The organism is Chryseobacterium sp. OSA05B (assembly GCF_019970065.1).
Lineage (GTDB): Bacteria > Bacteroidota > Bacteroidia > Flavobacteriales > Weeksellaceae > Chryseobacterium.
In genome coordinates, this window is the sequence record NZ_JAHXYH010000001.1 from 63271 (window position 1) to 76441 (window position 13171).

Genomic DNA, 13171 nt, shown 5'->3' on the forward strand with positions numbered 1-13171 from the left:
TCATAACTCATAACTCATAACTCATCACTCATCACTCATCATTCGTCCAATATCAATCCAAAATTAGTCTAATATTCTTGTGTGATTCTATAATTTCAATTAAAATTTCAAAGAGTGTCTGACCTTTCCCTGAAAGCAGTTCATCCAGTTTTTGTTGAATTAATTCTACGTTAAAAGGTTTTCCCTGTCTGATTTTATTTTCGTAAAAAATACGGGTCGTTTCAAGTCCGAGATTTTCTCTTGATTTCTGGGATGCTTTCCATATGACCTCAACTTTATCTTTGTTTTCAAATACTCCGAAACCATCGTACAGGATATCATCGAAGCCATCGAGTGTTCCTACTTTCCAGTCTGTATCTTTCATGAATACCAAAGAAGCTTCATCATAGAATCCGGCCAGATCTGAGAAACGGCTTCCATTGATTGTGATTATTTTATTTTGATCTAAATTCAACATCTTACTTGTAAGATTTATTCCGTAAATATAAAAAAAGGGTTTTCTTGTGACTAAGTTATCTAATAAAAATTCACATTTTTATCAATCATGCATTAAGGATTTAACGCAAAGTTTTCATTCCAATACTGCATATTTTGAGGAGGCAAAGAAGGAATCAATTAACATTGATTCGATTAAGCCGCGTATTATCCACTCGCTTCATTGGCGACGTAGTCGAGCTCTTTGCATTCCTTTAAATTCAACATCGTCTAAAGTAAAAACTTTGCGTCAAAAAAATATAAGATTCAACACAAAACTTCCATGATTACATACTTGGTTTAAGAAAAGCAAAGAATTCTGATATAAAAAAACGACCGCCATTCAGTGGCGGTCATTTCTATTTTATTTGAAGTATTCTACTCCGTTTTTGAATATGTTGTGGTAATTCGCGGTCGGTATGTTCTTCATGAGGCCTTCTGCAAAACGCTCCGGGTGTCCCATTCTTCCGTAAATCTTTCCGCACGGGCTGGTAACCCCTTCAATTCCGAATAATGAATTATTAGGATTGAATGGCATTCCGTGGGCAATGTTTCCGTCAAGATCGATATACTGAGTCGCAATCTGACCGTTTTCGTACAGTTTCTTGATTTCTTCTTCCGAAGCCATGAAACGTCCTTCACCGTGAGAAATTGGAATGGTAAATACCTGATCTTTCATTCCTTTTAACCAAGGGCTTTCGTCATTGATCACTTTTACATTCACCATTTGTGAAATATGTCTTCTGATGGCATTGTGAGCCAATGTCGGAGAATTTTCATCCAAATCCTTAATTCTTCCGTAAGGTAACAGACCGGACTTAACCAAAGCCTGGAAGCCATTGCAAATTCCGATGATCATTCCATCTCTGTCCAATAGTTCGTGAACAGCATTTCTCATCTTTTCGTTTTTAAGAACATTAACGATGAATTTCGCTGAACCGTCCGGCTCATCACCTGCTGAGAAACCACCAGAGAAGGCAAGAATCTGAGACGTTCTGATCTCTTCCACCCAAGCATCAATGCTTTCATCCAATAACTGGTGACTGATGTTTTTCAACGGAAGACTGCTGATGACCGCTCCTTCTTTCTGGAATGCATTCAGGGTTTCGTACTCGCAGTTTGTTCCCGGGAATACAGGAGCAAATACTTTCGGCTGAGCAATTCCGTGTTTTTTAATGATGATATTTCTTGGATTGATTGAGTTTGATTTCTTATCGATTTCAACCGTTAATTTTTCTTTTTCCTGTGTTGGGAAAAGGTTTTCAAACGTTCCCGTGTACGCAGATTCAAGCTCTGAGATTTGAGATTCAAGATTGTTGATTTTTAAAATACCTGAATCTTTTACTTCACCGATCTGCTGAAGAGAAGTATTGCTCAGCTCTTCTTTTGATTCGATGATTAAGCTACCGATATTTTTAGCCAATAAAGCATTCTCATCAATCGTGATGTCTGCTCCCAATCTGTTTCCAAAGCTCATTTTTGCTAAAGCTACTGCGGCACCGCCTTCTTTAACGGTTTTCACAGAAACAATTTTACCAGCCTTGATATTGTCAAAAATAAATCCAAAGATTTCTTTTAAGCTTTCATAATTAGGAAGTCCGTTTTCCTGAGGAATATGCTTAAAGAAATACAATTTATTTCCGGCGTTCTTGAATTCCGGCGAAATAACGTTTTTCTTCTCACCATTAGCGCAGGCAAATGAAATCAATGTCGGCGGAACATTCAGATCCTGATACGTACCACTCATCGAGTCTTTTCCTCCGATCGCAGCAAGACCAAGGTTGATCTGAGCGTCGTAAGCGCCTAAAAGAGATGCTAAAGGTTTCCCCCATTTCTCTGGATTCTGGCCCAGTTTTTCGAAATATTCCTGGAACGTTAATCTGATATTTTTATAATCCCCTCCCATAGCAGCAATCTTAGCTACACTTTCTACGACCGCATAAGAAGCTCCTAAGAGTGAATTCTGTTTTGAAATTGCGGTATCAAATCCCCAGCTTGCAAAAGAAACGGTTTCAATATCTTTTGCTCCTAAAATAGGCAGTGTTTGAGCACTTCCCTCCATCAATGTCTGCTGGTATTTTCCTCCAAGCGGCATCGCAACGGTAGTTCCGCCTACAGAAGAGTCGAACATTTCCAACAGTCCTTTTTGGGAAGCTACATTTTTGTCGCTTAATATGGTCATGAAGTTCTCTTTTGTAAAAGCTGGTGTTTCTTCTTTTACTTCCTCAAGATGGGTAATTTTCACCTCCTGAGTTTTGGAACATCCGTTGGTATCTAAGAATTCTCTTGAAAGGTCGACGATTTTATCGCCTTTCCAGAACATCTGCATTCTTCCTGAATCGGTCACTTTTGCCACTTCTACAGCAACAATGTTTTCGTCTTCACAGAATTTGATGAACTTTTCTTTGTCCTGCGGATCAACCACAACAGCCATTCTTTCCTGAGACTCAGAAATAGCAAGCTCGGTTCCGTTCAATCCTTCATATTTTAAAGGTAAAACATCCAGATTTACTTCTAATGAATCAGCAATTTCACCGATGGCCACAGAAACACCTCCTGCTCCGAAGTCGTTTGATTTCTTGATCAGCTTCGTTACTTCAGGATTTCTGAACAGTCTCTGGATTTTACGTTCTTCAACGGCATTTCCTTTCTGAACTTCAGTAGACATGGTGTGGATACTGTTTTCATCCTGCACTTTTGAACTTCCGCTCGCTCCACCTACTCCGTCACGTCCTGTTGCCCCTCCTAAAATAATGATGGAATCACCATTTTCCGGCTTATCACGTCTTACCCAATCTACAGGAACGGCTCCGGTAACGAATCCTACTTCCATTCTTTTGGCCTTATAGCCTTCGTCATAGATTTCAGAAACCATGGTAGTGGCTAAACCGATCTGGTTTCCGTAAGATGAATATCCGTTGGCAGCCTGTTTGGTGATGGTTTTCTGAGGTAATTTCCCTGGTAAAGTTTGATCAACCGGCTCTAAAACATCGGCGGCTCCCGTTAATCTCATCGCCTGGAATACAAATGATCTTCCGGACAAAGGATCTCTGATGGCTCCTCCCAAACAGGTTGAAGCTCCTCCGAAAGGTTCAATTTCAGTCGGGTGATTGTGGGTTTCATTTTTGAATAATAAATACCAAGGCTCTTTTTTACCGTCGTATTCAGCTTCGATCTGGATGGTGCATGCATTGATCTCATCTGAGATAACAAGGTTCTCCAGATTCCCTGTTTTATGGAAATATTTACCACAAACTGTCGCAAGATCCATTAAAGAGATTGGCTTCAGCTCACGGCCTAAGAATTTTCTCTTTTCGATATAGTCACTGAAAATAGTATCCAATGTCTGTTTGAATGCTCCTTCAAACTGGATGTCTGACAATTCCGTTTCAAAAGTGGTATGACGGCAGTGGTCACTCCAATACGTGTCTAAAACTTTCAGTTCCGTTTCGGTAGGATTTCTTTTTTCTGTTTTAAAGTATTCCTGAATAAATTTCAGGTCATCCAATTCTAATGCAAAACCATGATTGTTGTAAAAGTTTTCAAGTTCAGCATCGTCGAAACTGATGAAATTTTCGTGGATCAAAACTTTTGACGGCACTTCATCTGCAGGAATGTTAAGAATAGAAAGATCTTTTTCCTGAGATTCCACTTTATTGATCAGAAGGTCTTTGATTTTGACAAGATCTGCTTCAGAAACGCCTTCAAACTGGATCAGTTTTCCGCTTCTTACTTTAGATTTTTCATTCTCCGTGAGTAGAGCGATACACTGCTGCGCAGAATCTGCACGCTGATCGTACTGACCGGGAAGAAATTCCATGGCAAAACCAATCTCTGCGGCAGGGTTTTCTGTATGTAAAATATCGGTCACCGGATCTACGAAAGTGCTGTTGACCACCTTTTCGAATTCTCCGTCGTTCAGTCCGAAAATATCATACACATTATACACTTTCACATTTTTGACCGCCGGAACGACTGCTTTTACTTCATCAAAAATTTTTGGACTTTCAACATCGAAAATTCCTCTTTTTTCTACGAAAATTCTTTTGTTATTAGACATTAGATGTCAGATTTTAAATATTAGATTTATTACTTTCTTTTTACTTTTTTCAGAACCCATAACGGTCCTTTATATTTTAAAGCTTCAACGTCAGATTATTATCATCTGTTCCGTCTGTATTGGAAGCATTTTTTGATGCATTGATCCAGTCGTCTCCGTTCAGAACCAGTTTAAAAGTATAGGTCTTTCCTTTTTCAAAACCGGATTTCGGAACTTCCAACTCGAAGCGGTTGTCTTCTTTCTTCGTTAACTGATAGTTCTTATGGTCTGTCTTCCAATCGTTGAAAGATCCAGCGACAGAAGCACTATTGATCAGTTTTGAATTTAAATTCTTTGGATGTGTATACGTAAATACAACGTTATCTCCTTTCAGATAGTATCCTTCTGCTTCCTTTTTGCCTGGTTTTGTTGTCAGATCATTCATTAACTCAGCAGCAGAACTATAAAGCACCGGAAATGTATCCGGACCACTGACGTTTACAATAAAGCAGATTCCCGTATTCATTTCTGGATAGATGGCAAACCACACCTGGTCTCCGAATGCTCCACCATGCTTGTATCCTCTTTTCCCATGCTCACTAAGACCGAAGCCGTCCCAAAAATATCCATACCAGTCCCCTTTGCTGTTGCTGATGTTTCTTTGAGATTCCTGAGCAATTGAGTTTTTCGAATCCAGTTCATACTTTAAAAACTTCACCAGATCTCCCATAGTGGATTTGGTTCTTACTCCACTGGCACCCCATAAATGGCTTATGAATTTTGGCATAAGGCGTCCGCTTGAATGATAACCATTCGCTAAGACCTCCCCTTTACCCAATTCCAGTTTGGTGTGATCCATTCCTGCTTTTGACAGGATGTTTTCTTTAAGCAGCGTTTCATAGCTTTTCCCGTAGATATTTTCCAGCATCAGACCTGTCAGTTCAAGGCTTAAATTGCTGTAATCGTATTTGATTCCGGGTATTGTATCCAGTTTTACTTTTTGAAGATCCTGCTTAAAATGATCCTTTGTATAATTCTCTCCTAATGTATTGTATTGAAAAGGAGTTTCGTCTGACATTGTTTTCCGGATTTCGGTGTCATCAGGCAAACTGCGAGGCAATGCTGTCCTGTAGGAAATCAGATCTTTAATTTTAATGGGAGTTCCATTGTATTCTAAATTGGGATATGATCCTTTCAGATACTTACGGATATCGTCTTCAAGATTAATTTTATTTTCCAAAACAGCCTGAGCCAACAATTGTCCGGTAAAAAGCTTGGTAACAGATGCTATTTCAAAATAGGTATTGTCATCCGCTTTATTTCCCTTTCCTTTATCTATTTCCCCGAAATGTTTTGTGTACACTTTACCGTCTTTCACGATTCCGACCGATACGGAATAAGCCCCTGATTTTTCTTTTAATTTCTGTGCATTGGTCTCCATGATGGAATACACCAGTTTCTGGCTTTGTGAGAAGCTCTTTGAAGACACAAGAATCAATAAAAAAATCGACAGGTTTTTCATAGGCAATTGTTATTTTACAAATTTATTAGGATTATCGAGATGTTCTTTCTGAAACTGTTCTGCTTCTTTTATTTCATTACTCAGCCATTCTTTGTAAGGAACCTTTTCATTATAATCCATGGCATACTTTTCCTGACCATCTTCTGAAACAAGGAATTTAAACCGTTCAGAAACCATACTGTCCATACTCGAAGCATAGGTATTGATCTGGTAATAAGGAAAATTTTCTTTTGGCCTTTCTACAATTTCAAAAAGTAATTTCTTCTCGGCATCAGACATTTCAGGATAAACATTGATGTAATACAATCCTGAAAGTGTTTTATTCTGCTTATAAAAAAACTGAAGAATGTTCTTCTCTTTTTCGTTGTATTGAAACGGATTCGGATAATATTTCCCTTGGATTTCTTTGTTTTTATCAGATGATTTCGCGATGGGCTTAACGGTTTCTCCTTTGGTGTTCAATACGCCCCAGGTTCCACCGACAATTGCTTTATGTTCATCTTCTGTTTTCTCCCAATCACAACCGTCACAAAATACTGCATAACCATAGTCAAAATAGGAAACAAAATCATGTCTGGCTTCTATGACTATTTTTCCGTTGCGATCAGCAAAACCTACTTTCCCATTCTTAGCGAATCTTCTGACTCCTTCTCTGAAATAATCTGCTCCATTGTCATAAAAGAATGGTCTGTACAGGAAGTTTCCTTTTTTATCGTACACATACCCCCAGGCATTTTTTTCTTTGGCTTCTCCTTTTTTGGAACCGTCGAAATAAATGGTTTCCTCTTTTACAAGCTCTCCATCTTCAAGATCCGAATATATTTTAAACTGGGCAGGAATGATGATTTTTCCATCCTGATCTTTTACTCCTGCTAATGTATCTTTTGAGATAAAATACTTTAAAACCTCTTTCTTCTGGGAAAAAGAAAGGATGGGTATCATGGCAATGAGTAAAAGCGTTTTTTTCATGTTGAATCTAAAATAAAAAATGCAGCCCAAAAGACTGCATCTGTTTTATACTTTAAGATCAGCCTCCAATCCTATCAGATCTTTATTCTGATCCAGAATCGGCTGAACTTCATTCGCGATGAATTCTTCCGTTTGGATAGGTGCGAAACCGATAAAGTTTTTAGGATCTAAAACTTCTTTTAATTTTGATTTATCTAATTTTAGAGAATCGTCATTTAAGATTCTTTCAATCAGGTCATTTTCTTTACCTTCTTCTTTCACTTTCTTGGAAGCTTCCATAGAATGCACTCTGATCACTTCGTGAATTTCCTGACGGTCACCACCAGCTTTCACTTCTTCCATGATGATATATTCCGTCGCCATGAAAGGAAGCTCTTCCATGATGTGCTTGTTGATCCTGTTCGGATATACAACGATACCGTTCATGATGTTGTTCCAGATCAATAGAATAGCATCCACAGCAAGGAAAGCCTGAGGAATTGTCAGTCTCTTGTTCGCAGAGTCATCCAGTGTTCTTTCAAACCACTGAGTAGAAGCTACCATAGCAGAACTTGTCGTCAGAGACATTACATATTTCGCCAACGCTCCGATTCTTTCACTTCTCATTGGATTACGTTTGTAAGCCATTGCTGATGAACCGATCTGGTTTTTCTCGAACGGCTCCTCAATTTCCTTCAGGTTTTGAAGAAGACGTAAATCGTTAGTGAATTTATGAGCTGACTGAGCAATATTTCCTAATAAAGCTACTACTTTAGCATCAATTTTTCTGTCATAGGTCTGACCTGAAACTCCGAATACTTTCTCAAAACCGAATCTTTTTGAAAGTTCTTTATCTAAGTGTTTTACTTTTGAATAGTCACCGTTGAAAAGCTCTAAGAAACTTGCAGCAGTACCGGTAGTCCCTTTTACACCTCGGAAACGAAGTGTTTCTAAGAAGAAATCAAGTTCTTCAATATCAAGAACCAAACTCTGTAACCAAAGGGTGGCTCTTTTTCCAACGGTCGTTAGCTGAGCCGGCTGGAAATGCGTGAATCCTAAAGTAGGAAGGTCTTTATACTGAATAGAGAAATCAGCTAAGTTTTTCATTACGTTAACCAGCTTTTTCTTTAAGATTAAAAGCCCGTCACGGATCTGAATAAGGTCTGTATTATCTCCTACAAAAGCTGAAGTAGCTCCCAAATGGATGATTCCTTTTGCTGAAGGCGCCACATCACCATACGTGTGAACGTGAGCCATTACATCATGACGGAATTTTTTTTCATACTCAGCCGCTTTATCGTAATCGATGTTTTCGGCATTCGCTTTAAGCTCAGCAATTTGTCCGTCTGTAATATCAAGACCTAAGTCTTTTTCTATTTCAGCCAAAGCTATCCAAAGCTTTCTCCAGGTACGGAATTTGTTATTATGTGAGAAATTAAACAACATTTCTTCACTGGAATAGCGCTCTTCCAATGGATTTTTGTAGGAATTCATTCTTTCTTTTACTTTTAGATGCACAAAAATAAGGATTTTCGGTGAGAGATGAAAATTGTAAAGGTCCTTTTAAATTTTAACTAAAACTGACTATCTGTTTTATATTTTTTTAAAGACTTAATCAAATACGTAAAGTCTTTTATTCTGTAGCATCTTATGAACCGGATTCATGTTTTTTACAGATTAAGAAAGAAGCCTATTTCCTTTGCTAGCATCCTTGAAACTGCAGCAAATTCGGCAGATTGCACTGATTCTTTTCACCATTTTATTGAATAATTTGTGGAATATTATCATAATTTCTCAACAGATGGTGATTTTATTTCAATTTATTTTTTAAATTCGTTAATAAAGCGGCGCTCGAAAAGCTAACAGAGTAGAGAACAAATCAAAACAAAACGTATTATGAAAAATCTAAAAAAACTATCAAAGAGTACTTTAAAAATGATTTCAGGAGGATGGGTTCCTCAACCGGGACAAAGTTGTCCGTCCGGAACTTGCCAATACAGAGAAAATGGACCTTGCAGAAGATATGATGAAGCATTGTGCATCTAAAAAATAAAGCCTGGTTCATCCGGGCTTCTTCTTACCGATTATTTGCTAAGAAACAAAAAAGCCATTCGTTTGAATGGCTTTTATATTTTTTAATTCTGATTTACTGACAAATCACAACATCATCTTTTTAATCCGGTAACCTGCTTTTTTGTAAAGAACTAAAACATATGTTTCTTTAATACAGCTTCCACTTTTCCACATTTTACTTTTTCCTTCTCTGTCAAGAATAATGCTTTTGCCGCTCCTTCCGGAATGAAAATTTCAGCCTTTTTCATGTCTTTACTAAAAATAACAGCCGTCATTGAAGTAGAACTTTTATCTGAGCCTACTTCCTTTAGCTTAATTTCCTGTGCAAAAACCTTTACAGAATCATTTTAACAGTAGATTTTCAGTTTAATGAAGTGGCCTTAAGAAATCAATAAAACCATACCTTCCTTTTATAATTTCATTCTCTGTGCAAAATTTTACACTCTTGAATTCAGATCAAATATAGTAGTAACGCTATTCGCTATATACGGGATCATCATTTCCTGGTTATCCACAAAAAACATTCGGTTCAAAATAAAAAAATTCACTTTTAAATATCCACTGGAAGATTTCAAAAAACTATCGGAACAAAATAAACCAACTTTACGATATTTATAAAATAATAAATTAAAAAATAAAAAATAATAGTTAAATAAATACAAATTAAAACATAAAACAATTAAAAAAAATCACAAAATTAAATATAATCAAATGTTAATATATGTTAAAACGGACTGATTTTTGCCTTATTTTATTAAATTTGAAGACGTCATATTGATGTATGAAAGTATTGAAATCAATGATATTTTAATCTTGCAGAACATGAGTCCGTTTATTAACCAAACTTAAAAAGTTCCCTATGATTACACTTTGATATTTGAAAAAATAGAAGTTGGTAACATATTTTTAAGTGGAAGTGGAAATAATATGATCAAAATTTGAAATTATTTATAAAAAGTATTAAAAAAAACAAGCGGAATTAATGATTGCTTTCCGGGTTTTATTAGTACACTCTATCAACTTATATCAAAATATTTCAACTATGAATTACACAAATGCTGCAAATTACAGATGGATTATCTTTCTATTATTGGTTTTTAACTACTTTAATAGTCAAGTATATCCGGTAGAAAATTTACCCAGAACCACTTTTCATTTTGATTTTGAAAAATTTGAAACACAATTAAAGCAAAGTCGCTCGAAGAGTGAACAATTTTCCCAGTTATTTATTGAGCTACCTGATGAAGAGGGAGTTAAAAATGTCCGTTTTGAATTGAAGGAGAATAAGCTTACAGAGCAAAGGCTTGATAATATTATTACCTTTGACGGTGTTAGTGCTGACAATACATCTTCTTTAAAATTATCGGTTTTTAAAAATCGTATTAATGCTATCATTAAAACGAATAAAGGCTATTTTTATATAGAACCTGACAAATCTAACTTAAAGGAATATAAAATATATGGAGGGAATTCGGAAGAAACAAATAATTTTATATGCGGAGTAGGCAATGAGCAAGATATGTTAAAAGAATTAAATTCTTATAATCAAAATGTAGTTTCAAAATCTACCACTAATTTTCCTATTGGAAACCAGATTCGTAAATTCAGAATGGCAGTTGCTGCTACCGGAGAGTTTACAAAAGGATTTAATGGAGTTACTGATGATGCGCTCGCCGCAGTAGTAAACGTAATCAATCTTCTTAATAAAATTTATGAGAGCGAAGTTTCTATAACTTTCAGTATTATCCTTGAAACTACCAATAAAACATTAATATTTACAGATCCAGATACAGATCCATTTCCTGCGAGTACTACATTTCCTAGTGCGGGAAATTCTCAATCAGGTTTTAATATATTAAATTCTAATGGACTTCTTCTCTATAATAAATATGATATTGGGCATACTTTTACCATTGGTACGCATGCAGGAGGTAATGCAGGTCCACTACCATGCAATAATACGTCTAAAGCAAGAGCGTGGACAGAATGGTCAACTGCCAACGGGCCTTTAGGCTCTGATGTAGAACTTACAGCTCATGAAATAGGACATCAATTTGGTGCTTTCCACACTTATAATGCAACGGGAGGAGGAAATGGAGGTCCTACTTTTTGTACAAATAACTGGAATTCAACCTCAGCAGTTGAGCCTGGAGCAGGGGTCACCAGACTGTCTTATAGTGGAAATTGCTGGCAACCTGTTGATCAAACCAATAAAATATCCAATAGCTTTCCACAATATTTTCATGCAAAAAGCTTAGATCAAATTCTTGCAAATTTAAATGCCTCTGTAAGCTGTAATACAATCATAGCCAGCTCAAATCAGCCTCCTTTAGCCAATGCAGGTGCTGATATTATTATTCCTAAAAACACTCCGTTTAAATTAAATGGTACTGCCAGCGATCCAAATGATACGAATTTAACATACACATGGGAGCAGATGGATGTAGCTACTGCTAATGATAAGGGAGCCTTTGGTTCTACTATTACCGGAGTTGGTGGCTACACAGCCGTTAACAGTACAACAGCTCCATTATTTCGTTCAGAGCCAAGTAATGTTACCACCGAAAGATATTTTCCAAAAATGAAATTTGTTTTAGGAAATCAGAACATCCCACCTGTTAACGAAGCTGAAGCTCTTTCTATGGTTCCAAGAAACATTAAATTTCGTTTTACAGTTAGAGATAATCACTCTACAAATGGAGGCGTTGATTCTGATGAAATTATTGTAACAGTAGACAATAGTGGACCTTTGTCTGTTACCTATCCTAATGCTACAGGTATATCCATTGCGGTGAATTCCACTGTAAATATCACCTGGGATGTCAATAATACAAACCTAATTAAAGACAATGTTAACATATTATTATCTATAGATGGCGGAAATTCTTTTCCCTATACTTTAGCAACAGGTGTCACAAATAACGGGAATTATACAGTTTCAATTCCCTATATTCCTGCAACGGATAAAGCAAGAATCAAAATTGTAGGAGTTATTAATCCAAATGCAGAATTTTTTGATGTATCTGATAATAATTTTACAATAACATCCAGTTGCCTAGCTCAAAATTCTTACATTTCACCAAGCTCAGCGGTGACTGCTATTGCTGGAAGCTCAGCTGCCAATCTTAATATGTCTGCACCTCAAATGGTAGATGATATATTTCCGGCCAAAACATATGTATATAATTCAGATATTTCTCAGAATAAAATTGTCGTATTTAGCAGTGGAGCAATGACAACTCCAAAATTAATAGGCACTTATAAAAGTCATAAATTCAATTTCAGAGTTTCTCAGAGCGGAAAATACATCTTAAGATACAGTCCGGGGCAGATCGATTTATGGACTGCTATTCATTCGGGAAATCCAGTTTCAGACGGAAATTTTTTAACTTCAAATATTTATTACAGTGGTTCAACTGCTAATATTAAGACCAATACAAAATCTGTATTTTTAAATGAGGGTGTTGATTATTATTCTGTAAGCACAAATTATTCTAATCCTCCAAACAGTACCGTTTTCACGATCACTGCTGCAGGTCCGGGACAAATGTATGTGACTAAACCTAATCCTTCAGGATATAATTATGTATTTGTTGCGATCAACGATTCCACTGGTAAGATTACTGCAGTAAGTAATACTGCGAATTTCACCTCCCTCCCTATAGGAAATTATACTGTGAAGGGCTTATCATATATTGATACAGTAAATTCTACAACTTTTGTTAACAAAAGTATAAGCCAACTGATTTCATCAAATATTTGTTTTAGTGAAAGTATCAATTCAAGACATTTAATCATTACAGGAGCTTTGAATACCATAGATTTTCAAAATATAGAAAATGACATTAAAATTGCTCCTAATCCAGTAAATGATATACTTTACGTAATTACCAAAAATCCAATTACACATTATGAACTTTATGATTTTTCAGGAAGAAGCCTGGTTGGGAAAAAAAGATATTCAGAAGCTATTAGTTTTAGAGAATATTCAGCAGGAAGCTATACTATAGTTTTTTATAATGGGGAAACCAGAATATACAAAACGACTATTATAAAGAAATAGTTGTTATTACAGAAGATGAATTAAGCCTTTTAATCTGGTTTTAGTTCATATT

The 13171-nt window shown here is 36.3% G+C and carries 7 protein-coding genes; 2 read left to right on the top strand and 5 right to left on the bottom strand.

Annotated features, from left to right (window positions below; translation table 11 throughout):
- Nucleotides 1-52: 52 nt before the first annotated feature.
- From LC419_RS00370 to purB, 5 genes are all read right to left on the bottom strand, one after another.
- Nucleotides 53-457, bottom strand: a complete 405-nt coding sequence (locus LC419_RS00370; protein ID WP_223605473.1) for a ribonuclease inhibitor — start codon at nt 455-457, stop codon at nt 53-55.
- Nucleotides 458-838: 381 nt separating this feature from the next.
- The gene (locus tag LC419_RS00375) at nt 839-4534 is read right to left on the bottom strand and encodes a phosphoribosylformylglycinamidine synthase (RefSeq protein ID WP_223605474.1); all 3696 of its coding nucleotides are present in this window, start codon (nt 4532-4534) and stop codon (nt 839-841) included.
- Nucleotides 4535-4610: 76 nt separating this feature from the next.
- On the bottom strand, nt 4611-6035 hold the full coding sequence (locus LC419_RS00380; RefSeq protein WP_223605475.1) for a serine hydrolase: 1425 nt from the start codon (nt 6033-6035) through the stop codon (nt 4611-4613).
- A gap of 9 nt (nt 6036-6044) precedes the next feature.
- On the bottom strand, nt 6045-7004 hold the full coding sequence (locus LC419_RS00385) for a WG repeat-containing protein (protein ID WP_223605476.1): 960 nt from the start codon (nt 7002-7004) through the stop codon (nt 6045-6047).
- 45 nt (nt 7005-7049) lie between these two features.
- Nucleotides 7050-8477: an adenylosuccinate lyase gene (gene purB, locus LC419_RS00390; RefSeq protein WP_072922338.1), complete on the bottom strand. Its 1428-nt coding sequence runs from the start codon at nt 8475-8477 to the stop codon at nt 7050-7052.
- 402 nt (nt 8478-8879) lie between these two features.
- On the opposite strand from purB, the gene LC419_RS00395 reads away from it, so the two are divergent.
- Entirely contained in the window at nt 8880-9029 is a 150-nt protein-coding gene (locus tag LC419_RS00395; RefSeq protein WP_156122729.1) for a hypothetical protein, read from the top strand.
- A gap of 1069 nt (nt 9030-10098) precedes the next feature.
- Nucleotides 10099-13119 (top strand): reprolysin-like metallopeptidase, encoded by a 3021-nt coding sequence (locus LC419_RS00400; protein ID WP_223605477.1) that lies wholly within the window; start codon nt 10099-10101, stop codon nt 13117-13119.
- Nucleotides 13120-13171 lie beyond the last annotated feature (52 nt).